At 46.6% G+C, this 26,607-nt stretch carries 17 protein-coding genes; 1 reads left to right on the forward strand and 16 read right to left on the reverse strand.

From position 1 onward, the window contains the following. Window positions 1–135 precede the first annotated feature (135 nt). Entirely contained in the window at window positions 136–423 is a 288-nt protein-coding gene (locus AC2TDN_RS22135; protein ID WP_484690221.1) for a hypothetical protein, read from the forward strand. A gap of 203 nt (window positions 424–626) precedes the next feature. Here the strand turns inward: AC2TDN_RS22135 and AC2TDN_RS22140 are convergent, their stop codons facing one another. From AC2TDN_RS22140 to AC2TDN_RS22215, 16 genes are all read right to left on the reverse strand, one after another. Next, a complete protein-coding gene (locus tag AC2TDN_RS22140) occupies window positions 627–1,538 on the reverse strand; it encodes a hypothetical protein (protein WP_484690187.1) in 912 nt (303 codons plus the stop codon). Between the two features lie 509 nt (window positions 1,539–2,047). Next, window positions 2,048–2,872, reverse strand: a complete 825-nt coding sequence (locus tag AC2TDN_RS22145; protein WP_484690188.1) for a hypothetical protein — start codon at window positions 2,870–2,872, stop codon at window positions 2,048–2,050. 280 nt (window positions 2,873–3,152) lie between these two features. Beyond that, window positions 3,153–5,816, reverse strand: a complete 2,664-nt coding sequence (locus AC2TDN_RS22150; RefSeq protein ID WP_484690189.1) for an AAA family ATPase — start codon at window positions 5,814–5,816, stop codon at window positions 3,153–3,155. Continuing rightward, window positions 5,803–6,345, reverse strand: coding sequence for an ABC-three component system middle component 1 (locus AC2TDN_RS22155; protein WP_484690190.1), 543 nt, complete (start codon window positions 6,343–6,345; stop codon window positions 5,803–5,805). Before AC2TDN_RS22155 ends, AC2TDN_RS22150 begins: the two co-directional genes overlap by 14 nt. Further along, complete coding sequence (locus AC2TDN_RS22160) at window positions 6,342–7,994, reverse strand: dsDNA nuclease domain-containing protein (protein WP_484690191.1); 1,653 nt, start codon at window positions 7,992–7,994, stop codon at window positions 6,342–6,344. Before AC2TDN_RS22160 ends, AC2TDN_RS22155 begins: the two co-directional genes overlap by 4 nt. Window positions 7,995–8,672: 678 nt before the next feature. Further along, the gene (sigK, locus tag AC2TDN_RS22165) at window positions 8,673–9,374 is read right to left on the reverse strand and encodes an RNA polymerase sporulation sigma factor SigK (RefSeq protein WP_053374990.1); all 702 of its coding nucleotides are present in this window, start codon (window positions 9,372–9,374) and stop codon (window positions 8,673–8,675) included. 204 nt (window positions 9,375–9,578) lie between these two features. Further along, on the reverse strand, window positions 9,579–9,911 hold the full coding sequence (locus AC2TDN_RS22170) for a VOC family protein (RefSeq protein ID WP_482069252.1): 333 nt from the start codon (window positions 9,909–9,911) through the stop codon (window positions 9,579–9,581). 142 nt (window positions 9,912–10,053) lie between these two features. Continuing rightward, window positions 10,054–12,384 carry a glycoside hydrolase family 95 protein gene (locus AC2TDN_RS22175; protein WP_484690192.1) on the reverse strand — a complete coding sequence of 777 codons (2,331 nt, stop codon included), beginning with the start codon at window positions 12,382–12,384 and terminating at the stop codon, window positions 10,054–10,056. A 33-nt stretch (window positions 12,385–12,417) separates the two neighbouring features. After that, on the reverse strand, window positions 12,418–14,550 hold the full coding sequence (locus AC2TDN_RS22180; RefSeq protein ID WP_484690193.1) for a TIM-barrel domain-containing protein: 2,133 nt from the start codon (window positions 14,548–14,550) through the stop codon (window positions 12,418–12,420). Next, window positions 14,547–15,524, reverse strand: a complete 978-nt coding sequence (locus tag AC2TDN_RS22185) for a Gfo/Idh/MocA family protein (protein ID WP_484690194.1) — start codon at window positions 15,522–15,524, stop codon at window positions 14,547–14,549. The genes AC2TDN_RS22180 and AC2TDN_RS22185 overlap by 4 nt, the downstream gene beginning before the upstream one ends. A 3-nt stretch (window positions 15,525–15,527) precedes the next feature. Continuing rightward, a complete protein-coding gene (locus AC2TDN_RS22190; protein ID WP_484690195.1) occupies window positions 15,528–16,769 on the reverse strand; it encodes a glucuronate isomerase in 1,242 nt (413 codons plus the stop codon). Window positions 16,770–16,792: 23 nt separating this feature from the next. After that, entirely contained in the window at window positions 16,793–19,006 is a 2,214-nt protein-coding gene (locus AC2TDN_RS22195) for an alpha-galactosidase (RefSeq protein WP_484690196.1), read from the reverse strand. Between the two features lie 34 nt (window positions 19,007–19,040). Next, window positions 19,041–20,615: an extracellular solute-binding protein gene (locus AC2TDN_RS22200; RefSeq protein ID WP_484690197.1), complete on the reverse strand. Its 1,575-nt coding sequence runs from the start codon at window positions 20,613–20,615 to the stop codon at window positions 19,041–19,043. Between the two features lie 11 nt (window positions 20,616–20,626). Beyond that, window positions 20,627–22,927, reverse strand: a complete 2,301-nt coding sequence (locus tag AC2TDN_RS22205) for a hypothetical protein (protein WP_484690198.1) — start codon at window positions 22,925–22,927, stop codon at window positions 20,627–20,629. A 210-nt stretch (window positions 22,928–23,137) separates the two neighbouring features. Continuing rightward, window positions 23,138–24,961, reverse strand: coding sequence for a cache domain-containing sensor histidine kinase (locus AC2TDN_RS22210; RefSeq protein ID WP_482069218.1), 1,824 nt, complete (start codon window positions 24,959–24,961; stop codon window positions 23,138–23,140). 1 nt (window position 24,962) lies between these two features. Continuing rightward, complete coding sequence (locus AC2TDN_RS22215; RefSeq protein ID WP_482069219.1) at window positions 24,963–25,982, reverse strand: response regulator transcription factor; 1,020 nt, start codon at window positions 25,980–25,982, stop codon at window positions 24,963–24,965. Between the last annotated feature and the right edge of the window lie 625 nt (window positions 25,983–26,607).

A 26,607-nucleotide genomic window follows, 5' to 3' on the forward strand; every position in this document is an offset into this window, starting at 1 on the left:
AACACGACTTATGGAGGCGTCTTTTCCTTTCCTAGATTAACTTACATGGTCATTATATCGGTCAATGTCTGGACAATCTTAACCGTCAACTGACGGTCATATTAGATTAGCGGAAACACTTTAGACTTTGCTGCGATAGAGGAAACAACTACTACTACAACAAATGTACCAGCATTTTATCGTGCAGAATTACACATTGAAAATGCACCAGCAGATACATTTTTGAAGTTGGAAGGATGGTCTAAAGGAGTTGTGTACGTGAATGGATTCAATATAGGTCGATATTGGAAAGCTGGTCCACAGCAGACCCTTTACATTCCTGCACCGTTTCTACGTCAAGGCAGCAATGAAATCATCGTATTTGACATTGACGGAACTGAAAGCTTAGAGCTGCAGTTTGTTGATCAACCAGAGTTGGGATAATGCTTATTGCATGACAATCAACAACGATGTAGCGTCATTTCAGCATAAGAGATTTCTCTTCACCAAGACGAAGAGCCCTTGCGCAGCAAGGGCTCTTTGTCAGAATGTATATTCTCTTTATTCACACTGTATACACACTCCACATGTATTGAGTTGAGAGGGAGAACAACAACGCCTCAATAGGAATTGTATTTGCTCACTATCTATCTATTTACAACGAGATTTTCCAAGCCAAACTCGTGGAAAGAGTAATAAAGAAAATTAATTTTTACATTCATCAAATTCATCTCATTAGACAGTTTTGATAGCCTTTCGTTAAGCTTTTCCTTTGTTTCCTTTTCAAATGAACTCACGATAACATAAGTTAATTGTACTTCTTTATTTTTCTTTGTGATTGATTGATAATCAATTGCTTGGCTTACTTTTTCTTTTAATGAATTCTTGATTACTATTAAAGGAAATGGCAATTGTCTAAATACTTTAGTTTCAAAAATAATATCTCTTGTATCAAGTTCTAATAAACCATCTAACTCAATTATTGTTCCTGATCTACCGATGATTCTGATATATCGTTGTACCTGCTTTTGATACTGCTTTTCAATATCTTTAAAAACTAATTCTTCAGCGATTAATGCAAAATGGACAGGTTTCAGGTTATCCTTCTTCAATTCCAAGCTAATAGTCTGTTCCGATGTATCGCTAACTTTCTTTTCTTCGGTCTCAGCTTCTTGTTTAGCAATTATTGATTCGGAAGTATTGAGAATTGTCTCCATTTTGTCGGTCTCTATCTCTTTTGTTTTACTTTCTAATACTTCATCTTTAGAAATAAATTCCTTCCTATAATCAAAATAGTCCTTGTTTCCTCTTATAATCGCCGCTAAATTTTGAAGGAAATCCAATTGAGTAACAGCAGTTGCAATGATAAATATTGCTGCAAAATAACACCATGTGTTATTTGCAAAGAGACACAATCCCAGCAATAATAACAATCCTGCTAATCTTAATGCATGTTCTTTTAAAACGCCTTTTAAAGAAATGAATGAAAAGACAAAGCCAAGTAATATTGATATAGCGGATACAACTTCCCTAAAATTTTCGGGTATTATTATTTCCATAGAAAGTCTCCCTTTAGGCATCAATTTTTAGCATCCCTAAATTGTTTTATTTGGTTATAGGCGATTTCTTTAATTCAATAAATATCTCTTTATTATTTTGATATTCTTTTTTATAAAATTTTTCTGGGGTTATAATCCTAGAGGACGGTGTCTAACACGATTTTTATACGCTATTAACGGATCGGGTAGGTGGCTACCCATTAGTTGAGTAGCCGACCTCGCACACCACCGTACGTACCGTTCGGTATACGGCGGTTCCTAAGTTTTCACAGTGACTTGTCGGTAATCTGATCCTAATCATTTAATCGTGGCGTTGTTGAGGGTTCTCGAGAGGATAGGGCTATTGGACGTTCGCCAATAGCTCTTTCTTGTGTTTGCGTATTCCCGTGCCTTCTGTTCTTGAATGCAGAGTGATTTCAGTCTTTCGAATTTCGTCCTCACTCTCTTCCATGTGACGAATTTATCATTTAGACTCACTTTGAGATTGGAAAGATCATAAATATAAGTTACTACACTACTGGTTCTCTCATACACTTTCTTCCTGTAAAATAAGCATAAATTAATATTAATATAAAAACAGAAATTCCCCTGGACCAAAATTCTGTAAAAATAACTAACAGAGGCAACCCAACCGCAAAAATCAGGAATAGAATCCAGTTCAAAAAGGAATGTCTAAATCGCTTCTTAATAAACCCTTCATTAATGACAAGATATAAAACCACTAAATAAAAAATCCCAGCTAAAATTAAAGAAAAAATCAAGATCTGTTGTTTTACCGAAGGGGCTCCTATTATTGAGACAGTAAGTATTACCAACAGCATTAGAAATGCTAAATTAAAATATGTATATATCAAGGGAATACCAAATGGAGCAATCTTTGTCCTTATGTAAAAATCGATACTAGACAATATGTCTTTATCACTTTTGAAGGTTACTGAATCAATTTGCTTTAACTTAAGTCTGTATATCTCACTCTCTATCTCTTTATGAAACTCAAATAGTAAGGCTTTTTTCAAGGCTTCATCGGTTGTCTCTTTGAATTTAATATACTTTCTCAGTAAATCATAGGGCAACAGAGAAGAGGCCTTTGACATTTTTTCGGTAACAGTAAAGAGATCCGATCTTTCATTGAAATATTTGAATATCTCAAATTCTAAGTCTGAGTAAGAATCAAGAGCTTTATCAATCCGCTGCTGATTAGATTTACTGCTTTCAAGGAAATTGCTTCTTAGCTCTCTATACATCCAAAAAACTAAAATTGTAAGAATAATCGCAATAGCAGCAGTTAATGAATCAGGAAACATAGATTTTATAAATTCTATGGTATAACTCATTTTTTCACCCCTTGATTGACAGATACGTACGAAGGTAAAAGCCCACTCACTGAGCGGGTTTTAGATATGGATACAAGGGGATTTTAATCCCCTCTAGTTTGATGCACTCCTGGACAAATATAATCCTAGAACGCCTTCTTTATATTTAAATACCAATCTCTTTATCTAGTTTTCTTCAAGAAATACAACTCCCCGCTCATCATTGACAAGGATCACTTCGAATCCAGGAAAACTTCACCTTAAATCAATCACTAGTTGGGAATTTTATCAAAATCTACATTCATTTATAGCAAAACTGCTGTATTTTGCTTTGATTTAGAAAAGGACTTGTGAAATTGAAGACCTGTATCTCTTCCTTTTTGTGTTCATTTTTTTTCAAAAAGAGCTTTACAAAATCCAGATCATGCGTAGAAAAGATAATCTGTTTATTTATCTGACCTAACACGTCGCAAATAGAATATTGATTCACATCGTCCATATTTTGAATGGGATCATCGATAGCAATAAAATCAAGAGAGTTGATATTTTGTGCCTCATTAATAGCTAAAAATATGGATATTGCAAGAACATTCAGTTGGCCTGAACTGAGTATATTTTGAGCATTGCTTTCTTCATTTCCGTTATTAAAAACAACCTTGATGGACAATTTTTCGTCCGCACCATCAAATTGGATCAGATTATTGGAAGGGAGTGGATTCAGGTATCTATAGTATTTTTGTATAGGTGAGTTGTCATTATTTAAATAATCTCTTGCATCAGAATCAAAGAAATCGAATAATTGCGTCATGTGGTTATTTAGTGAAGCAGCAATTTTATCAACTTCTGCTTTCTTTCGGACATGAGCTTCTATTTTCCCTTCCAGTTCTTGAATCTGTGCTTGAATTTCATGATTTTGCTTTATAGCATATTGTATTTGTCCAATATCTTCCAATCCACTTAACTTCTTAGTATTGCGTATTATCGAATCTTGATGTTCTGATATCAATTGCTGAATTGGAACAACATATTGTTGCGACTCCACATATGGTTGTAGACGTTTGATAATAATTTCATGATCTTGAATCTCTGTATGTAACTTTTTAATATCAGCTTCTATCTTGCTTCGATACGACAAGACTCTACTATTTGCTCTATTCATTCGTACAATCGATTGCTCGACTTCTCCAGTGGTACGTGTTTTTTTAGATGACACTATATTGCCAAAATCCTTGAATTCCTCTTGCAATTTACTAAGAGAAATTATTAATTCGACTATTTTCTGTTGTAAGGCAATCTCCCCTCGTACATCACTTAATTGTTTCTCTAATTCTGCCGCGGAAGACAGACTAAGTTCTTCAGAAAACAAGGCATTATTTTTATAGTTGTTATACTCATCAACGAAACGATTTAATTCCAAATTTAGCCTGGTTATATTATTGGTATTTTCATTTATTTCTCCATCGATTTTAGTCAACTTTTTTGAAATCGTATTTCTTAATGAAATGACTTTCTCAACATAAGTAGTATCCTCTTCGAGCTTTGTTGTGTAAGACAAAATATTATGTTCGATACAGGATTCCAAGTTTTCTTCAGGAACAGAAAAACATACTGGGCATCTGTCCAGACTGTTTACAACAACATAATTCTTAATGTCCTTGATATTTTCAATCAGTTGAAGAAGTATATTATCCTTATTCTCTTGTATAATAAGAGTTAATCTTTCTGTTAGTGCGGACCATCTCTTTTTTCTTTTTCCCAGAATAACACTTCTCTTTTCGAGAAGTTCCAGGTTAACAGGTATACTTTTTTGTTGTTCTACATTTAAGGTTATCGAGGGATGAAAGGAGAATGCGAACTCTAAAGAAGAAGCTTGCTTCCTCAAAGCGTTGAGCATTTCTTTTACGATTTCTACATTTTGATTGCGTAGTCCATAAGAAGCAAGTTCATGTTCCTTTTCTTGAATCGCAATTCTTGTTTCATTATACTTCTGAATGTTGTCCTTTTCATTTTTAAGAGCATTGATTTTCTGTTCCACTCTCCTCAAGAACGCTCTTATATTTTCACCTTGAGCTTTCAAATGTTCATGAATTGCTTCTTTCTCGGAGATGTGCTGTACAATCCTATTAACCGTTTCAAAGCGTTCCAAATTCAACTCGTTGCACAATTCGATGAATGACTCCGTGTTAATTTTTTGAGTCATAGCTTGTTCTTGTGATTGCTTAATTTCAACATCCATACGGTTATCAACCACAACAATACCAACATTAAACAATTTGGAGTTGAGATCAAAAATATCCACATTCTTTTTTGCTTCTTCTTTACTCTTGATCAAGTTTTTATTTAATGTAATCTCATCATCTATCGCATTAGATTTTTTTATTAAAGAATTGTAGATTTTCTTCATGTTATCAGATTCATTTAATAGTGCTTTAAATCCCATGATATTGGCCAAGGCTCGAAACCTTTCAGAAGGGTCTTCAGAGATCACAAAATCAGTAACCTGACTTTGTGATAGTATATACGTTTGTTTGATAAGTTGACCATAATTACCGCGTCCAAAGCTGGTTTCGTCCAAAGTTCCTTGCTTTAAGAAGGTCTCTACATCAACTTGCCCCCGATACGTTTTTCCTTCACTGTCCACCAGGATCACTTGCGTATTTCCGTATTCATTTCCAGTAACAGTAAACCAACGTGTTAGTGTATTTCCTCCGAATTCGATGGAAACCGAAAGTGTCTCACTCTCTTGATAGGTACAATGCTTATTAAATATATCTCGTTTAATCTCTCCATCGCTACCATTCATCCGTGAAATCTTGCTTGTAAATCCCCATTCAATTGCATCGAAAAAAGAGCTCTTCCCAAAACCATTATCCCCGTGCAAGATTGTAATTTTTCTCGTAAGGTCGAATGAAACTTCACCATAATAATTTCTAAAGTTTTTAAGAGTTATTTTATTGATCTTCATAACGCAACTCCACCATCTTCAGTATTTTTTCTACCAATTTTTCCACTTGATCTGAATTGAGTTTATTCTGTCGTCCTTCATTCTTTTCCAGGTAATGCATGATTTCCTTTAGGTATTCATTGTTCTCCTCTATACTTACCTCATTTTTAATTGGTTTTTTTATCACTCTAAACTCATCTAAAAATGGGATCCGGTTTAGATCGATTTCATTGCTTATAGCGTATTTACGTAGTGCCTTTGTATCGCGCTCAATCTTATAGTTAGTTTCAAAATCAATATCTTGATCCACACAAAATAAAATATATGTATTCCAAACGTTGAAATTGTACTCGACTAATAGTGATCTTATTTGCAGCGAGAATGAAGTAATGGACTTCATTTCCTCTTTGTAGTGCAATCTTTTCAAAATCACATTATTTACAGAAGATTTATACAATGACGCACTCAACATTTCAATCGCTTCGCTACCATGTTCATTAAAACCATTCTGAAGTAACCGATTATGCGTTGCATTAAAAATATCCATCATCTCACCTCGCTACAAAACTTGTTCAAAATTTCTTGCATTTTTTGCGGAAAATCTGTTGTTTCATCTATTGCTTCGAAAAACGCCTCTTTCATCTCGTTACCAGGAATGACATCAACGAATAGGGTTACTTTATTTAAGGGGGTGGTATCTTCAAATCCTTCTAAAGAAATTTCTGGAATACCTCTGATTTCCTGTCTTTTAGGCTCGGTAAAATTTCTATCGGTGTAATTTTGAAATACAATTTGTAAAGTTTTATCTAATAAGTTTAGATGTTCATTAACATCTGATTGAAGTATTATCGATTCGAGTTTTTGTACACCATTCTCAAATTTATTTCTCGTTTCCAGGCTTAAAAATGAGTACAGCAGGTTAGATGCACTGCATTTTTTTGTCAATAAACTCTTGGAATCCGTAAATTCCAACAAAGAATTTCTAACAATCGTTAATATAAGCACGATGCTAAAAAAATCTTGTATCCTTCTCTCTCGATTCATTTCTCCAATTCTTGTGTATGCTGAACTTTTAATTGTTCCCTCGACATACCTATCAATTAGAGAACGAATATTCCCACCATTTTCAACCCAATTTCTAAAGTACTCCCGATAAGTGTACAATTTGTCTTTCAAGAGAGAGGACTGTCCACTATCTTCAATTTCAGATACGATTGAATCAATAACTCGACTGACTACCGTCATATTCCCATGCCTTTCAGCAATTGTATCAATGCTCGCTAAAGTTCTCTCTCTCATGTTCGCTAAGATCTCTTCCAACTTTTCCTTTGTGATGAGCAACTGATCGGTACTATTCCTGTAGGTGCATTGCGTACACAAATGACCGATTAGCTCATTCAAATCCTCAGTCCGAATACGAACTTGGTCGCCGATGTCACGAAACAACCATTTACTGAGGCTCATACACAAGTGATCTTTAAAAACCTCCAACTCATGAAGCCCCGCACCCGTATGTAAGTAAAACCTTCCTAGCAATTTATTCGGTGCTTCTCCACACTTTGTTTGATAATCATAGTTCACTCCATTTTTATCGCATACGGGTTCCATGCACTTTGACAGCAGGTGATCCGTCATCGGAACATCAATGTTATAGCCTTTGTTTCCCGAGTAGATATCAAAGTCATAGTCCCTGGTTTTTAAAAAATGATAACTCGAATACAATTGGAACTGCGTAATAAATCCGTCCTCAGACATAAGTAATTCGGCTTTGGATATCAACTTGTCAATCCAACTGTTATTTCTTCTCGCCGTTCCACCTTGTATTTGTGATCGACTGTATAATCCAGATGCCGGGCTAGCTGTGACGTCAACTTTTACTTTTTCACTGGTTTTCACTTGAATGAATCTTACTGTATTCTCTTTTCCAACAACGATGTCATCAAGGTGTTCAATAAAGATGTAGTCCCACTTTCCCTCAAGCATATCAATCATATATTCTATAGCCACCAAAAATTGATAATAAAATCCTGAAAGCGCCACAAGCCCACCTGTTTCATCTGGCAAAAAATTTGTGAGTAGCTGAGAGATATCATTGCTTGATCTGCCGACGATGTTCTCTTCCAAAAATTCGATATCCTCAGCGCTTTTCTCATCCTTTTTATCAATATAGCACCCAATGATATGATCAAATTTCTCCATCTAAATAGACTCCTTAAAATTTATGATATGCTTTCAGTAATCCCATAAATATGCATCTACCATAAATAGCAGTATTCGACATTTATAGAGAAATCCCTGCCAAAAGACCTAATTATTTGTAGAATAACATTGCCATTGGCATCAAGTCCCCATTTGCTCGATATGATGATCATCCCATTAGTACCTTTTGTCGGAATCCATTAAATAAAAAGCGAGAAGCCTATTCCCCTTCCGTCACTGAGCTTGATAGGTGCTGTAGGATCTTCTTCATGTTACTGCCTACTGATTTGTTCGCACTCCGTATAGTTACTTTGTCACGGGGCTTCAGCCTTAGAATCTCTCCAACGGTTGCCCTCGGCTACGAGGCTACTTGCTTCTTACCTAAACCGATCTCTCACCGGCTAGTTGTGCCTAGCTTTGCTAGCCGCAAAACAAATTAAAAGACCCAAGCATACTGTACGCTTGAGTCCAAATAAAACAGGTAAATGTGACTTTATTTAAGAATTCCTTATGAGCGACACATAGCACTCCACATGTGTGGAGTGTGTATACAGAAAAAAACCAAACGGAATTTCAACCATTTGGTTTCTTTTATTGATATAACATCGTGCAATAAATCCCTAACTATATCGCCATATACGATAAGATCAGATGTAATATAAGAGCTCAGATCATTTCTTATCGCTTCGCCTTATAAAACTCATGATAAAGCTTCATCAACGCCCTTTTCTCTATCCGCGACACATAACTCCGACTAATCCCTAGCTCCTTCGCAATCTCCCGCTGCGTCCGCTCATCCCCGCCATGCTCCAGCCCGAAGCGGCCGATCACAACTTCCTTCTCGCGGTCATCGAGTATATCCAAATTTTTATATATTTTGCTCTTCTCAATCTTCAGCTGCACCTTATCGACGATATCATCCGCCTCGGTGCCGAGGATATCAATCAACGTAATCTCATTGCCTTCCTTGTCCGTGCCAATCGGATCATGCAAAGATACATCCTTGCGCGTCTTCTTCAAAGACCGCAAATGCATAAGTATTTCATTCTCAATACATCGAGCTGCAAATGTAGCGAGCTTCGTCCCTTTCCCGGTTTGGAAGCTCTCGATTGCTTTAATCAGACCAATGGTCCCTATACTAATTAAATCTTCGAGATCCTCCCCGGTATTATCGAATTTTTTCACTATGTGAGCGACTAAGCGGAGATTGTGCTCAATGAGAAGGTTACGGGAACGCTGATTGCCTTCGGCCATCAGTTGCAGATGTTTGGTTTCCTCCTCTTCTTGAAGAGGCTGGGGAAAAGCATTGTTTTTGACATAAGAGACGAGCAATGAAAGCTGCTTAATGAATAGCGCTATCGCTGAGAACAATCCAGGCATTGTACCGTACACCCCCACGTTGTATTAGCTCAGATCGGAATAACCTACCTGCTTTTTCCGATTCGGGCGAACATTGAAGTCTGTTCTTTATTGTATGTGGGTAGCTGCCTAGAAGTGCATGTACGCTGAACGCAGCAAAGAAATTTACTAGTTCCTAACAGTTTTTTGCCAATGCCTAATTGATCACCATTCCACTACTAACCTTTAACTGTTTCTTTGCAGTGAGCGCGGATGCATCTGCATGAACTCGATCGGGAAGCCATCAGGGTCCTTCGTCCAGCACTGGTAATTGTGGTCTTTGCCGCGCTTTGGCTCAACGTCTACCTTGATGCCATGCTTTTTGAGGTGGTTAGCTATTTCAAATATATCGTCGACCTCAAAGCATATATGCGCCGAGCCCGCATTTTTCGGATGATGGACATAAGGGCGCTTGCCGTCATAGAACAGTTCTCGATGCTGCAAAACCAAAGCGTACCGTATTTGCACTAGAGATGATGCCCTGGGTGTTCCCTGATTCGGCGGATTATAAATCAGCACACCTATATAAGCATGTAAGCTCAGCAGAAAATACAATAGCCCTTTTCTAGCTATCAAGGGCTATTGCAAGAAATAATTCCTATTCTACGTTCATATGAAGCTGTCTGATGAGAACCGGATAGGGCTAACTAAACGAGCTCAGTCATTCGAATATCATCCCTTGCAGAACGGTTTGTCTAACAACTCGGTATGTCTTGCCCGCTTCCAGCCGGAACTTCACGATATCGGAGCTTGAACGCTCGCCTACCCGTTTATCGCCATCAAAAACAACGATGGAAGACGTTCCACATCTCAGGCAGCAATCTGTGCTCTTCTTAGCCGTAAAACGTGCTTCCTTGAGCAAGCCGTCCTCCCATTCGAGATCGACGGTCAACGCCCCTCTTGCCCGCAGCCCCGTCGCTTTGCCGCTGCTCCAAGCCAAAGGCAGCGCCGGCAGCAAAACAACCTCTCCGGCGTGCGATTGCAGCAGCAGCTCGGCTATGCCGGCCGCGCCTCCGAAGTTGCCGTCAATCTGGAACGGCGGATGTGCATCGAATAGATTGGGATAGGTCGAATGCGTCAATAGCTGACGGAGATGGGAATAGGCTTCGTCACCATCCTCGAGCCTAGCCCAAAAGTTCACGATCCATGCCCGGCTCCATCCGGTATGGCCGCCTCCGTGAGCCAATCGGCGCTCAATCGTCCGGCGCGCTGCCTCGGCTAGCTTCGGGGTGCGGCGTACATGAATCTGTTCACCGGGATGAAGCGCGAACAGCTGCGAAATATGCCGGTGTCCAATATCCGCTTCATCATAGTCCTCCAGCCATTCCATGATTTGTCCATGCTTGCCGATCTCAGGCTGCGGCAGCTTGGCAAGCGCCTGCTCCAGCTCGCTGCGAAACTTGGCCTCCGTGCCTAATATACGCAGCGCTTCTATGCAAGAGCTCCATAGCGCATGAACAATTTGGCTGTCCATCGACGGCCCCATACAAAGCGTGCCTGTTTCTCCGTTTGGTCGCACGAAGCGGTTCTCTGGCGAGAGCGATGGTCCCGTAATTAGCCTGCCTGCATCGTCCTCTGTCATATAGCCAAGGAAAAACAAAGACGCTTCCTTCATTAGCGGATAAGCGCGCCGCTTCAGAAACTCCTCGTCCAGACCATACCTGTAATGTTCCCATAGATGGAGAGACAGCCATGCTGCTCCCATCGGCCATATGGAGGAAGAAACAAGCATACCCTCAACATGCGTATCGCCCCACAAATTCGTATTGTGATGAGCGACATAGCCTTGGCAGCCATAAAGCTCGCGAGCCGTAACCCTGCCCGCAGAGAGCATGCTCTCCGCCAAATCGAACAGCGGCTCATGGCATTCCGGAAGGCCGCCGACCTCCGCTGGCCAATAATTCATCTGGGTATTGATATTAATCGTATATTTTGATTCCCACGGCGGTGTAAAGCTCGCATTCCAGATTCCTTGCAAATTGGCAGCAAGCGTTCCCGGCCGGGAGCAGGATAAGAGAAGATAGCGGCCAAATTGATAATACAATGCGAAAAGCCCCACATCATGCGCACCCTCAGCCAATCTGCGCAAACGAGCATCTGTAGCCAGCTTATCAGCTTGCTCTGCTTCTTCTTGTGCCTGAGCGCCGGAGCCGTGAAGCTCAAGCTCTACCCTTCGATAATAAGAAGAGTAATCGGTCACATGCCGCTCACGCAGCTCTGCATAGGGAAGCCGGCTTGCAGCCTGCTGTTGGTCAAGACATGCCTGCTGCGGATCGGGATGCCGGAATGAGGTATTGGCCGCGAGCAGAAGCGTAACCGCGTCTGCCCCTTCAATCGAGAGGAAATCCCCGATGACACGTACGGCTCCTCCCTCCGCAACCGCTTGAACCGCTGCGGCATATTGCACGCCGCCGGGTCCGCATTGCCCGCGCATCAGAATTGCCTGCTCACTTGCCGCCGTTGTTCCTTCATCGAAAGGTCTGCGCATCAGATTGACGCCTATCGTTAAAGTGCCAGGCATGTCTGCAGTCAATCGGACAACGAGAATCTGATCGACTGCGCTGCTGAAGTACTCCCTCTCGTAAGTAACGTTATTCCGTTCATACCGTACCCTGGTGATCGCTTCTTCCAGATCAAGCTCCCGCTCATAACTAGCAACAGCGCCTTCATGCCCCTGCGTCCACAGCAGCATTTCGCCTAGAGGCTGATAAGGATGAAGATATTTGGGGCTGGACATAAGTGCCATCCGCGCCAAATGCTCAGCTTGGCTTTGCTTGCCCTGCTGCAGCAGCTTCCGAATTTCCGGCAGGTTAGTCCGCGCTTCAGCATTATTTCCTCGAATCGAGCCGCCGTACCAAAGCGAATCCTCGTTCAACTGCACGGTCTCCTTCGCTACTCCGCCGAATACCATGCCGCCAAGCCGGCCATTGCCGATAGGCAGCGCTTCCTCCCACTTGCCTGCAGGCGCTTCGTACCATAGCCTTCGCTTCATCTTTGCTATCCCCTTCCTTATTCGTTCTCCCGACTATTCGTCCTGAAAGCCCAGCCCCATCGTGGCAAAGCGCCATTTCACACTTGAATAAGAGGCCGGAAGCTCCGTTTCGCCAGAAAGTACACCTTGAAACTCTCCGTCCTCCGACTTCGTTACAACCGCCTTCCACCAGCCGCATGCTCCGTTTTCATGATCCAAGGTTGCCCCATCATCGTCATACAGCAAGCATGATCCGGCTTCAGAACCAAAATGCACCAGCTCAAGCGGAGCCTGCTCGCCGGGACGGAGCGCATGCGGCAGCGATGCCATCATCGGAATGACCGCGCCGTCGCGCACAAACACCGGTATCGTCGCAAGGTCAGCGCGAACTCTTATTACGCCGCCCCCTTCGTACCGTTCTCCAGTCTCAAACCCGATCCACGAGCCAGAAGGCAGGAGCACCTCACGTTCGCTCTCGCCTTCAACGAGAGGAGCGACAAGCAGTGAATCCCCGATCATATATTGATCGTCCCACTGCGGTATATTCCGCTTCCCGTATGCGCCATCCGTCGTATTCAGCTTCTCCGCTTCCATCCGTTGCTCCTCGGCGCGGACGAGCTCATCTGACGTTACGACGAACGGCATCGCTTGAAAAGGAGGTATCCCTTTTTCCCGATAGCTGGCAAATGCGGTATATAAATAAGGCTGAAGGCGCATCCGCAGCTTGATGTAGCGGCGAATGATCGGTTCAACCTCGGGAAATGACCAAGGCTTCGTCCCGTCGCCCCAAGCGTTCAGCATGGCCAGCGGCGAGAAGCAGACGGTCTGCATTCTTCTTACCCAGTCCTCGGCGCTGCGCGCTCGGCGCACCTCCGGCGACCAAAGCAGCCCGCTGAAGGAAGAGTTGCAAAGCGCTCTAATAAACTGCTTGTGATCATAGAGATCCGAGTAAAGAACATAAGGCAGCGAAGAGGCGGCTGCGTTCGATGCGCGAACCAGACCATAGGTTCTCTGGTTGTCTGCGCGGTACAGGTCGTTTGTCATTTTTTGAAACATCAAGCCGTACAATTGCCGCATCTGTTCGCCGTCCAACCTAGACGGGAAGCTGGTATGCTCCGGGAACATCCAGGAATTGTTCGTCAGCTCGCTGCCGTCGCATTCGTCCAGCTTGTAGCCTGATACGCCGATCGCGACATGCTTCTCCTTATGCTGCTGCGCATACAGCTCGCGGGCTTCCGGCAGCGCGTAATCAGGGGCGAGTCCTCCCCACACGGAATAATCGCCTGAAAGCGGCTTAAGCGCACGGTATAGCTCGCTCTCTGGCGATACATAAGGATGCTCCCACAGGTTGACGCGGAAGCCATTATCCGCCAGCTCGCGAATGAAGCGCTCAGGAGCAGGGAAGCGTTCCTCATCCCACTCATACGTAACCGGGTAGCTGCGGCTGTGCCAGCCCGGCTCCAAACCGATTACGTCGCAAGGATAATCCCGGCTGCGGAATTCCATCGCTTCTGCCAGCGCCTCCTTCTCGCTGAATAAGGTTGGCACGCGATGCCAAAAGCCCAGCCCCCACTTCGGCGGCAGAGCACCGCCGCCGCAGAAGAGATTGTAGCGGCTTACAACATCGCGAAGCGCTGGGCCGCCAAAGATATAGATGTCCGCGCCTTCCTCCGGCAAGCGGATCTCCGCTTGCGATGATGGCAGCGTTGCACGCCAGCTCGCATCGCGATTGCGGTCTTTCGCATCCTCATTCCTCGTCTCGTCCAGGCGAACAGCTGAGCCGAGATGCATGGTGACCGCGCGTGCCGTATCAATAAGAACGCCGTAGCCGCGGTCGCTAACGTAAAAAGGAACCGGTGCATGCGTTTCTCCCGTATCCTGCTTCGGATCGCTGTTTACGCGAAGATACCGAGTCCGCCCGCGCTGGTTCATTCGCATGAACTGCAGTCCTGTTCCATAAAGCTTCTCATTAGATGTAAGCGGCAGCGCAAGCATGCGGCGTCCGCTTACAGATTCCTCTATTCGAACCTCTTCCCATTCAAAGGGCGGAGCCGCCTTCGCCATCAGTCCGAGCGCTTCCAGCTTCGGCTCAGCTCCGATTAAAGATAAAGGTGTAAGCGCCTGTGAATTTCCAGTAGTGGCGCGCCATACGCCAGGCGCAGCTTCCGTCCATGTTAAAGCCGTCATGGCAAGGCCCTCCCCAAGTCCGGTAATTCGATTTGCATCCTGTTACCCGATTCGCCAGACATATTCGCATAATGAACAAGAGCCTGCGTAAGCAGATAATCGTTGCCGCTTGTTTCTGCTTCACTTCCTGTTTCAAGCGAGGTTATAAACTCAGTCAAAATATCCGTTTCACCCACATCGGCGAAGTCGGAAATCAACTGGATCCCGCCCTCTTTGTAAACTCGAATTTCCTTGCCGGTCAGCACTAGCGCGCCGTCTGTTCCCTCGATTTTCCAATCGCCGCCCCATAGCGTCTCCGGGCCTCTCGAGGCGATCGTTGCCGCATAACCCGCAATTAATCCGCCCTCCATCTCAATGATCGCATTTGCATTAATAAGCGCGCCTTCCTCTTCCCAGCTTCCAATCGGATTATACAATCTCGCTTGGATGGCCTTTCCTTCCAGCCCCGTCAAATAACGCAGCATATCAAAGTGATGTACGCCTATATCATCCAAAATGCGCACAGCATACTTGCGTTGCACCTGATGAAAGCGGCGGAACTGAATATCAATCGTCGAGATTGTACCGATGATTCCCTCATCCAGCAGCTGCTTCATTTTGCGCACATAAGGAAAACGCCTGTAATTCTCTGCGATCATGAACGGAATATTCTCCTTCGCGGCTCTTGCCACGATCTCTACTGATTCCGAATAATCGAACGAGATCGGCTTCTCGCAGAGGACGGGAAGTCCCTTGTCGAATGCAGCGTGGTTCACCCGCGTATGCGCAGCCGGCGAGGTCACATTGACGAGGAAGTCAACCTGCTCGCGCGCGAGCGCCTCCTCCAAGGACGTATAGAATGGATAAGGCGCCCCTTCCAGCTTAGCCTGCATAGCGGGGTCCGCTTCAACGACAGCTGCGAGCAGCCCCCTGTCTCTTAATCTTTTGTACCAGCTAAAGCCTGCACTGCCGAGACCAACCAATATTGCCTTCATTGCTCATTCTCCTCCCGATTCCACTAGCGGAAGCGTTTGACGTTTCTCCTTCAAGGCGTAGCGCTTGGCTGCACTCCCGTACAGCCATTGCTCTGCGGTATGCAGCGCGGTATCGTAATCGATCCATCCCGATTCCAACCGCTCCCATAGAAACTCGGCGGCCAGCTTCTTCACGAGCAAAATTTTGCCAAAGCTCCATTCCATGCAGCGGGCATCGGATACGATGACAGAGCTCTTGCTTGCGGGCAGTGCCTCGAGTCTATATTGCATGCTGTCTCGGTAGGTGCTTGCGCGAAAGTTGAACCACCACATGCCGCCGATATGAACATTCGGGAAGTTCCATGCCGCCTGCACCGCATCTAAGTTATTGAGCTCCGATGCGAGCACAAGCTCAAATGGACAGCTGTATTTCTCAAATAACGCCGTCAGCTTCAAAATTCTTTCCGTATCGTTTACGGGTACGGCAGTTCCGCACCATGAGCGCTCTACGCCTAGAAATAGCTGAACGAGCAAGCCATTATGCTCAGCCGCCGCGCATACCGCATGCAGAAGCTCCATCATAATTTCGTCGCGGCTGCTTTCATGGCTAATCGCTCGGCGAATATGAGCGCTAGCTTCATACGCCGGCAGCGTCGTCATAACGCCGGGTAAGCCAGCGTCTCCGTAATCGCCCAGCAGATGACTAATCTCCGACTGGACGGCCAGAAACTCACTAGATGGATCAGCAGAACGAGCCACGCGATCTCCCCACTTGCCAAGTGCCCCGTCTATTCGCGGGATAAGTACCGCATGCTCGCGCATGCCCTCGAAGGCCGCGTGCTCCGGATGATTCACGACAAACCGGCGTATATTTAGACGATCTGCGATCTGCTGCGCCCAGCCTTCGTCTGCTCTGGAGCGCTTAACAGCGGCAATCGCTTCTTTAATGGATGCGGCATCCTTAATCTCAATCCCGTACAGCTCCCGCATAATCGAAGTAAAAGCCCAGTTCATCAGCGTGCTTCTCGTTTCCTTATAAGCATCTAAAAAAGCCGTGATGCGCTCTTCTTCCGGCAGCTTGTCGGCATCCGCTGGATAGCCGCCCGCCTGCAGCTCCCTGAACAGCCAGAAGTAATGCGCGATCTCCCAAAAGTCGCGCGCTCCCAGTCGGTCGCCAACCAGATGGGTATGCGTATCGAATACCGGCAGCTCCAATACGCGATTTATGAATTGTGCTTTAGTTCCGCCATTCCCATTCGAGCTCATGTGAACATCTCCCTCTATCTGCTTTAGCTATTGACTCGTCTTAATCGGTAAAGCTTGCTGCGGAAATCACCCTTCCAAATGGGAAGCTTTAATCCGACCCTCATCAGTTCGTCCCCGCCGAACAACTCCTCGCCTTCCTCAGGCCGATCTGCATCGTACACAAGATAGTCTTGATCGGGGCTCAGGCCGTTCAAACGAAGCTTCTTCAGCGGCGCATTTGGCTCAGACAACACTTGGAAATAAGCGACTAGCGCTTCAGAGCCATCCTCCATCACGAACATCCAAGCCGTATCGTTTCCTTGGAATGGACTTCGCAAACGGTAAAACTCACCGCTCTGGATGAGGAAGCGCATATCTTTATACAAGCTGATCTGCTGCTTCACTGCCGTTTTCTCCGCCTCTGTCAGCAAGGCTGGATTGAGCTCATAGCCGAAGTTGCCGGACATGGCGACATGACCGCGCAGCTCGATAGGCGTTGTCCGGTGCACTTGATGGTTAGGAACGGCCGATACATGAGCACCCATCGCGCTGATCGGGTAGACGATGCTCGTACCGTATTGAATTTTGAGCCGCTCGACGGCATCGGTGTTGTCGCTTGTCCATGTCTGCGGCATATAATAGAGCATGCCGGGGTCGAAGCGACCTCCGCCGCCGGAGCAGCTTTCGAACAATACATACGGGAAGGCCGCGGTGAGGCGCTCCAACACCTCGTATAAACCGAGAATGCAGCGATGCGCAGTCTCCCGCTGCCGCTCAGGAGGAAGCAGCGCCGAGCCGACTTCCGTCATATTGCGATTCATATCCCACTTCACATAAGTGATCGGGCAGCTCTGCAGGACATCCGTTATCGCCCCAACAATATAATCCCGAACATCCTGACGGGAATAGTCGAGCACCAGCTGCTGCCGTGCCTCCGTTCTGCGGCGGTCAGGCACATGCAAGCACCAGTCTGGATGGGCGCGGTACAGCTCGCTCTCCGGTGAAACCATCTCCGGCTCGAACCATATTCCGAACTGCAAGCCCAGCCTTCGCACCCGCTCGACTAGATCGGGAAGACCGTTTGGCAGCTTGCGTTTGTCAACAAACCAGTCGCCCAGCGAGCTTTTATCGTTATCCCGCTTGCCGAACCAGCCATCGTCAAGCACAAACAGCTCCGCACCGAGCTCTTTCCCCTCCTGCGCGATCTGTTCGATCTTGTCCGCGTCAAAGTCAAAGTACGTCGCTTCCCAGTTGTTGAGCAGAACCGGATGCGAGCGGTCGCGGTAAGCCCCGCGGCATAGGCGGGTACGATACAGCTTATGGTAAGTTCGCGACATGCCTCCGAGTCCTTCCGGCGAATAGACGAGCACAGTCTCCGGCGTTTGGAACGACTCTCCAGGTTCCAGAAGCCAGCAGAAGTCAAAAGAATTAATGCCCATAACGACGCGAGTCGTATGGTAGGGATCAACCTCCACCTGCGCCGTGAAGCTGCCGCTGTATACGAGGCTGAAGCCAAATGCCTCGCCTTGCTCCTCGTTCGCGTCCTTCGAGAGAAGCGCAAGGAAAGGATTCAGCGAATGGCTGCTCGCTCCCCTCCTGCTCTCGATGACCGACCCGCCTGATGCGAGCGGACGACGCTCGATATGACGCTCCCTCGCCCATGTTCCTGACAGCTGAAGCATATCGAAGTCATCATGAGGGAAGTCAATGCCCATGCTGAGCGCGCGAAGCAGCTTTATCTTTGTGCCGCTTTCGTTGATGTAGCGGACAGAACGGATTACGGCATCCAGCTCGCGGAAAATCGTGTAGGTCAGAACAGCCTTTAGTCCAATTTGAGAGTCGCTAAGGACGATATCAAGGCTTTCTGCCTCGCTTGCCTCCATCGCATAGGTAGAAGGAAGACCCTCTAGCGCGGGCTTGCCGGCATAGATACGGTGCGATTCATAGATCAGCTCGCTTACTGTCGTGCCATTCTCGAGCTGCACTTGATACGCAGGAACACGGAAATCGCTGCCGCCGAAGCCTGGCAGCTCTTGAGGAAGTGTATCGAGTGACAGGGTCAGGTCGCTTGGGTCCGTCGACGGAGAGAAGGAGCATCTGCGCCGAATAGCAAGAAGCTGTCCGGGGCTGGTGCCCCGGACTTTGCCTCCAAAGTGTACGTGTGCGAGATATTTGGACTTTATGAGCTGCATAATATAACTCGATGATCGGCTTTGCAGATGGAACGTCTGCGCTGCCTCGTCATAGACGATAGTCATGGTTTTCCTCCGTTAGTTAGTGGCTTAATATCTTTTATTTCCGATTTTCCGAGACAATGACGCCATCTCCGCTGTTGTACCGATCCGTAGCGTCCTTAATAATTTCGAGACCGCCTTTCTTTTTGTATTCCTCAATAACCTTTGGCCAATCGGAGATCGGCTCCTTGCCGTAGATCATTTTTACCATATGCTCGATAATCAGCTTCGGACCAACATCATCGCCGAGCGGAGATGCATCCGGGTATTTCGAGAATGATTCCAGTGCAGGAGAGTAGCGAACCGTTCCCAGCCCTTCTTTCGAAACGATTGTATCCAGGAAGTTCATCATGTCGCGCCCGTCCTCCGTCAGCTCCTCCCTCGCCTTGTTGTAGATCATGTCATGCACGAACCAGAACATGCTGCGGAATCGGTCCTCGTCCATCGCTTCTGACGCGGTCGGCGGGGTAAAGTTGATTTTGCCGTCGCTCTCCTTCGTATAGGTATCGCCCTCTATGCCGAATGAGAAATACGTTTCAGCCTCCGGCGTCAGCATCCATTCGAAAAATTTGATTATATTGATAGCCTTCTCCTTCGGTACTTTGCTATTGATATAGTACGAAGTGTTAATGCTGGAGTAGAGCAGATGTCCGCCTACATTTTCGGGCCCGCGCGGCGAAGGTATAATATCCAGCTTCGAATCAGGCACCGCATTTTTCAGCTTGCCGCGAACCTCTGGAAGAAGCTGAGCATTGGCCGACCACATCCCCGATCTGCCGCTTTCGTTGTTTTTGCTATAGTCGCTGGATGTCAGCGAGGCGAAGTCCTTCGGAATCAATCCCTCGTCGTACATGGTTTTGTAAGTCTCCAGCGCCTTCGACATATTCTCCACGTCAAAAAACTTCGGAACGACCTCTCCGTTTTGCAGCTCGAACTGCGAAGGCAGTACGTCGAATGCTCCCAAAATCGTATCGGCGTATTTAAAATTTTCCCTCATCTGATACGGGAACTCTACGCCATTTTTTTTCATCGCCCGCATGACGTCCACAAATTCGTCGACCGTCTTCGGTGCTGGCAAACCTGTCTTCTCAAGCAGGTCGGTGCGGATGAACAGCGCGCGGCGCGACGGATTGGACAACCAAGCCGGAATGCCGTAGATTTTGCCGTCGTAGCTCGTTTCCTGCCAGGCTTCTTCCGGCACTGCCTTCATTAAGTTAGGAGCATGCTCCTTCAGCAAGTCGTCCAGCGGCAGGAATATTCCGGACTCTACTGAACCGGACATTCCTTTAGACGTAGCACCTCCCACGTTCTGAACGACGTCAGGAATTTCGTTCGATGCAAACAGCAGCGACATTTTGCTGGCAAAGTCCTTCAGTGGGATCATCTTGATATCCATATCCGTATTCGTTAGCTCCTCGAGCTTGAGTACCCATTTCTCTGTGTTTACGTCAGCCGAGCGTTCCGCATGCTTGTTGCCGCTGGTCGCCATGGACATCGTGAATGAAGTTTTGCCTCCGGCCGGAACGCTGCCGTCACCTGCTGGCTTGTTGCCGGTCGTGTTGTCGCTTGCGCATCCCGTTGAAGCTACGGCGATTAATGCTGTAATCATTGTCACATTTAATCTACGTCTCATGCTATTCACCTCTACTTAATGTTTTTCACCGCTTGCTTGCCGAGCCGCTCTTCCAATTGCTGTTTATAAAGGCTGTCTACTTTCACATGCTTTCCTTCGTTATCCCAATAAGCATCAGCACGAGGGCGAGGATCATAAGTGGAAGGCACCAGTCCCGGAACCTTCGGTCCAACATGGCCGATTGCATAGTTTTGTGCCGTTGGCGGCTGCTGGCTCGTCAGATCGCCTTCCGTGTTCCAAGTGACATAGTTTGCACCAGACCATCCATGTCCGCTGCCAAGCCATGCCCGATCCCGAATGGAGATCAAACCTTTTACACTGTCAAAAAGCCCGCCGACCGACCAGCGGTGATGCGGCTCGCTTGTGTTGTAATCCTTGGTTGATTCGCTGTCCAAGAAGACGTTTGGACCCATAACGCGGCTGTCTAAGACAAATGCGTGCCGCGCCGTCTCCGTATAGATGCGCTGTGCCAGATTCAGCTGCCCCATGAAGTGAAAGGCATACCGTCTGCCGCCCGTTACGATGCTGACCATATCGTACATTTTGCTATCCTGTATCGTAATCCACTTTGCATTGCGGCTCACTTGGACAAGCGAATAAGACAAATGGTAGCCCGTTACATTCCGGACCCAACCGTTCTTGACACCGTTAAACACGACAAACCGCTCGGCATGGTTCTCATCAGCGTAATAAGGATCTGTCGTTCCATTGTCCATAACCGTTTCGATGATACTTTTGTCAAAATCGCTGTCAACGCGGATATGCTCGACGCCGACCTGCTCGATGCGCGCAGCATCGGTATATTTATAAATAGCGCCGCCGCCCCACTTGCGCTCAATCGCGTTTGAAATCGGCGCATCGACCGTAATCTCATTCCCGTCAATTGCGGTAATGACTCTATCGAAGTCGAGGTTGAACGACGACCATTGTGTCGCTCCGCCGCCCGGACGGTTATAGATATAATCCATCCCGATCTCATGAATCCAGCGGTCATTCCCGGCACGGCGGACAATGATCTGATCCCCGACCCGGTAGGAAGAAGCATCTGCTACGCGTAAGGTTCTCGCACTGGAAGGCACATACAGATCGGCGATATCCGCCCGCGTAGCCGTATCGATCTTCGGACCGGATGCAGCGCCGATCATAAGCAGATTTCGCTTAGTCGTGCCGGTTCCGTGAATGATCGTCCCTTTCTCGCCGTCGCCTTCGCCGCGCAGAACGATTCCGCCTGCCCGTATGTGCAGCGTGCCGCTAACTTCAAACTTTCCTTGTTTTAGCAATACCGCGCCGCGGAAGCCTTCCTCATTCGCGGGAAGCTGTTCAACACGGTCGATTGCAGCTTGAATACGCGCCGTATCGTCTCCATCGCCAGGCTCGACAACTTCCTGCACCGGAATATCGGGAAGCTTCACTCCGCCGCCTTTGTAGCCGGCGTTCGAGAAATCCATAATTTTATTGCCTTTATAGTCACTGACATAGACCATCTTGTTCTTCTTGCCTAGGAAAGCAATCTCGCTTTGTCCTTTAGAAATCTCCTTCTTATTCCACGCTGTAAAATAGTAGGAGTCATATACCGGCCCACCACCTACGCGCTCAATGGTCAAACGAAGCTCGTATACGCCTTGCTTATTCGCAATGCCAGGAAGCGACAGCTTTGTTGTATCCCCTTTTTGAAGCGAAGCCGCAGGGATTTCGCCTACAACCGTAGAGCCGTCCAAAATCAACTCTCCACTCACGTGTCCATTTATGTTGGAGAGCAGTTCTACCTCCGGATAACGATCTCCGGGCTCGATTATAGCGGGGTGGCCGATTTTTGCGACCATCCTTGCATGTGTAACCGATACGTTGGAAAAAACATACTCCTCTGCCGAGAACTCGTTCGGATCGTCCACGTCTACCCACAGATCATCCGTCTTTAATTGGGCACTCCCTGTGTTTACCTCTGCATAAATAAGTGAGGCTCCAGCCCGGCTAGCTGACAGGACTCCCGCTGAATCAATCGATACGCCAGAAGTCGAGGTTGTGAACGTTTTGGTGATGCTGCTTAGATCCACTTCCTCGTCCGATTCTATCCGGCCCTTCAGCGACAAGCTCTTGAACTCACCCTTATTCAGTCTAATTTCACCATTCGTCCCATACTCCTTGCCCTCGTCATCCACAAAATAAATTCGCTTCAAATTAGAAGGCACAGATTGCTCAGTGGAACCGTCAATAGCTGCTGCGTCCGTCGCCGAATGATTTCCGAACGGCAATAATTCCGCGAACAAGAGCAGAACCGCCAGGCTCAAACTGAATTTCCTCACTCTATTCATACTTCATTTCCCACCTTTCGCCGTTTATTGAAACGCCTTCATAATACCCCCGCTTCGTTCACATTGACATGTCATTTCTTCACATCGAAATGTGTTTTCCTATGCTGATCGGAAAATTAACGAAGCTGCGCAGCAAAAAAACGCCACTGTCCGCTTACCGTCTTCAATTGACGATTTTCGCGGCAGAGGCGTTATAACTTCATGAGAATCTTATTGCCGTTTGATCTGACGCCCCTTCGGCATAAGCATCGTAATTTTCGTGCCTTGCTGTTCCTCGCTCTCAATGCGAAGACCGAACCTATCGCCAAATACCATCTGAATGCGCCGATGCACGTTTAACACGCCTATGCCGCTTTTATGTCCGGCATCATCCTGCTCTTCGCCGTCAGCCAGTCGGTTAGCTCCGAGCTTATGACGCAGCTCAGCCAAGCGGTCGCTCTTCATGCCGCAGCCGTTATCCTCGACACTGACCCAAAAAACATCATTCTCCTCGCCGCAATCGATGCGAATGAAATGATATTCCTCCACTCCCTCGGGAAAAGCATGCTGAAAAACATTTTCCACAAGCGGCTGAAGCGTCAGGCGAACCATCGCGTGAAGCAAATATTCCGGCTTTAAAGCTACATCGATCTCGAACTCTCTGCCGATCCTGTGCTGCATGACCTTCATATAATACATAACGTGCTTCAGCTCGTTCGCAACCGTTATCTCTTCCAGATTGGTCTGAACCGAATAGCGCAGCATATATGCAAGCGCCTGCACAATTTCGGCTATATCCTCGGAATCCTGCACAGCTGCATAACAGATGATTGTCTCAAGCGTATTGTACATAAAATGCGGATTAATCTGCAGTTGAAGCGACTGGAACTCGGCACGTTGGCGCTCCATTTGAATTTCCTGATTGCTCAGCTCGACCTGGACCACCTTGTCCACCGCATCAGACAACCGTTTAACCATGTGATTATAGCGAAGCATCAGCTCCGCGATCTCATCGCGATGCTTTGGCAGCGGGATTGGCACCCAATTGCCCTTCTCTGTCTCCCGCATCCCTGATTTCAGCGTTTGAATGGGCTTAGTAATCGATTTTCCGAATCGAAATGCTAGAAAAATAGCGAGCAAAAGCGTTAATAAGCCGACAGTAAGCGTCGAATTTCGAATGTTTGTAACGGGCTTCCTCACCTCGTCCACCGGCATTGAGACAATCAGCTTCCAGCCCGAATAGTCCGATGTCCTCGCCTTGTACATTCGTTTCTCGCCCTCGGTTGCATCGAAGAAGGAACGATCTCCTGCTTGCTCGAGCTTATTGTTTACGACTTCCGGCAATAGCGTTCCTTCATTGCTCTTCTCTGGGTGGTAGATGATCTTCCCTTTGGCATCCGTAATGAATAGGTAGCCATATTTGCCTAGATCTACACCCTTCCAAAGGGCGGAGAGGTCGGCCGATCGAAGCTCAATCGCAAGCAGCCCCTTCAATTCTGGAGAGCTGTACCCGCGAATGCGGCGAACTAGCGTGACCATCTGATTTTCTTGACCGGTCAAAATGCTGCTTTTTAAAATACTCAGCTGGCCCTGCGGGCTTGTATTGCTCATGTAATAATCCCGCTGCTTGTTAATTTCCTCGGGCGTGAACGATTGTTCGTTTGCCTCGTTGAAATAGTAGACGGCGTTTCCTTTATCGCTGATCAATGAAATAGAAGCAATCTTCGGATTGCGGATGAATAACGGGTCCGCTCCTACCTCGCGTATCGTCTTGCGATAATAATAATAATCGTACTCCTCCCGATTCGCTGGCAGATCCATAAATTCCATGACATAGCGGAACGTTAGCAAGGAGACCATCGATCTTTCGTAATCCTTTAAATATAGATCGGTATGATGAACTGCGTTGCTTGCAATTTGCTCCATCTGCTTCTCAGCCATGTCGTCGAGCTCGCGGGATGAAGTCGTATAAGAAATGCCTACACCGCTTAAGGTCAGCCCGATAACAACAAGAAAATAGAAGAACAGCTTCGCATACAGGCTGCGGAATCTCATCTCATTTGATCCCCATTGCTGCCCGGTATTCGGAAGGCGTGACGCCGACAAGCTTCTTGAACGTTTTTGTAAAATGCGGATAATCGTCGTAACCGACCTCTGATGCGATGTCGACGATACGCAAATGCGGTACGGCCAGCAGCTCCTTGGATCGGTCGATCCTCCTGTTGATCCTGTATTTGACAAACGTCTCATTCGTCATTTTTTTGAACAACGAGCTGAAGTATGTCGGCGTAAGCCCCACCATCGCCGCTACCTGATCAAGCGTAATCTCTTGCGACAGCTTATTGTCGATATACGACTTTGCCTCTTCCATCGGATCGCGAAAGTTTCCGCTGCGTACCGATGCCAGTCCATCCCGTATACCGCGCAGCTCCGCTTCGAAGGCATCAAGCGCATCCTTCACGGTACCTGCTTGCAGGAAGATCAGATTCGGCTTAGGGACAAAGTTCCGAGCCTGGAAGCGCTTTAGGAGCATGTCGCAGCAATCGCCGAGCAGCTCCTTCAATCTTGCAAGCGATAAGTTCGCGGACAGGCAGTACTCCCGCCAGCGTTCGCTCAGCCCGTCCAGCTCGTCTGTCTGGAGCGACCAAATATGCTGCTCCATCAGATCCACCCATTCCATATATCGGGATGGCGCAATATACCCGGCCGACTGCTTCTTCAGCAATCTGGCGAGCACATCATGGACATCCGTTTTTGTAATCGGTTTCAATAAATAGTGCTTTACGCCGTAATCCACGCATTTCTGCGCATAGCTGAAGTCGTTGTAGCCGGAGATCACAACCGTCTTGATATGCGGATATTGCTCATGAAGGATGCGGCAAAGCTCCAGCCCGTCCAGCTTCGGCATTCGAATATCTGTCAGTACGATATCGGGCTCCGACGCCTTGATTCGTTCGAGTGCTGCTTGCCCGTTCTCGGCTGTCGATACTTTGGCGAAGGCCGGTACATATTGCTCCGTCATTTTCGAAATCCCTTTGCGAATGACGGGCTCGTCATCTACGATGAGCACATGCATAGATCGTTCCCCCTTGCTTATCGGTATATAAAATCGTTTAGTTCCAAAAAAAATAAAGCGCTTGCACTTTGCTGTTTGCTTGAATGGAATGAGTAGACGATTGCACTATCATTATCATGACGCAAAACCGTTTTTAACGAAAGGGTAATTTTTAGGGCACTTGTGTTTTTTTATGATTTTCTATTGTTAAGTGATCATAAAAAACAACTGCAAATATGTCAAGTCCAAGCTTTCTGTATCATTCGAAAATGTTTCCTTACAGCTGACTCGCGACGTTTCTCATACGCCTAACCCATGCTGTAAGCGCATATGTGCGCTTACAGCTCACCGACACACATGATTTGTTGGTTTTAAGAACATATGCGTGCTTATTGCTGCCCTTAGACGGTTCTCATACGCCTAGCCCATGCTGTAAGCGCATATATGCGCTTACAGCTCACCGACACACATGATTTGTTGGTTTTAAGAACATATGCGTGCTTATTGCTGCCCTTAGACGGTTCTCATACGCCTATTCCATGCTTTAAGCGCATATGTGTGCTTAAAGCTCCCCGTCTAGGGCGCCACCAAAAAAGCCGCGGATAAAAAAATAAGCCTCCAACTCCACTTTAACAGTGGGTTTGGA

Source organism: Paenibacillus sp. Y660 (assembly GCF_057221575.1).

What these genes read in the sequence shown, in the direction of transcription:
- AC2TDN_RS22190 (WP_484690195.1), bottom strand. Translation starts at nt 16,769, where the DNA reads ATGAGCTCGAATGGGAATGGCGGAACTAAAGCACAATTCATAAATCGC.
- AC2TDN_RS22180 (WP_484690193.1), bottom strand. Translation starts at nt 14,550, where the DNA reads ATGACGGCTTTAACATGGACGGAAGCTGCGCCTGGCGTATGGCGCGCC.
- sigK (WP_053374990.1), bottom strand. Translation starts at nt 9,374, where the DNA reads ATGCCTGGATTGTTCTCAGCGATAGCGCTATTCATTAAGCAGCTTTCA.
- AC2TDN_RS22145 (WP_484690188.1), bottom strand. Translation starts at nt 2,872, where the DNA reads ATGAGTTATACCATAGAATTTATAAAATCTATGTTTCCTGATTCATTA.
- AC2TDN_RS22185 (WP_484690194.1), bottom strand. Translation starts at nt 15,524, where the DNA reads ATGAAGGCAATATTGGTTGGTCTCGGCAGTGCAGGCTTTAGCTGGTAC.
- AC2TDN_RS22175 (WP_484690192.1), bottom strand. Translation starts at nt 12,384, where the DNA reads ATGAAGCGAAGGCTATGGTACGAAGCGCCTGCAGGCAAGTGGGAGGAA.
- AC2TDN_RS22155 (WP_484690190.1), bottom strand. Translation starts at nt 6,345, where the DNA reads ATGATGGATATTTTTAATGCAACGCATAATCGGTTACTTCAGAATGGT.
- AC2TDN_RS22210 (WP_482069218.1), bottom strand. Translation starts at nt 24,961, where the DNA reads ATGAGATTCCGCAGCCTGTATGCGAAGCTGTTCTTCTATTTTCTTGTT.
- AC2TDN_RS22215 (WP_482069219.1), bottom strand. Translation starts at nt 25,982, where the DNA reads ATGCATGTGCTCATCGTAGATGACGAGCCCGTCATTCGCAAAGGGATT.
- AC2TDN_RS22160 (WP_484690191.1), bottom strand. Translation starts at nt 7,994, where the DNA reads ATGGAGAAATTTGATCATATCATTGGGTGCTATATTGATAAAAAGGAT.
- AC2TDN_RS22200 (WP_484690197.1), bottom strand. Translation starts at nt 20,615, where the DNA reads ATGAGACGTAGATTAAATGTGACAATGATTACAGCATTAATCGCCGTA.
- AC2TDN_RS22140 (WP_484690187.1), bottom strand. Translation starts at nt 1,538, where the DNA reads ATGGAAATAATAATACCCGAAAATTTTAGGGAAGTTGTATCCGCTATA.
- AC2TDN_RS22150 (WP_484690189.1), bottom strand. Translation starts at nt 5,816, where the DNA reads ATGAAGATCAATAAAATAACTCTTAAAAACTTTAGAAATTATTATGGT.
- AC2TDN_RS22205 (WP_484690198.1), bottom strand. Translation starts at nt 22,927, where the DNA reads ATGAATAGAGTGAGGAAATTCAGTTTGAGCCTGGCGGTTCTGCTCTTG.
- AC2TDN_RS22195 (WP_484690196.1), bottom strand. Translation starts at nt 19,006, where the DNA reads ATGACTATCGTCTATGACGAGGCAGCGCAGACGTTCCATCTGCAAAGC.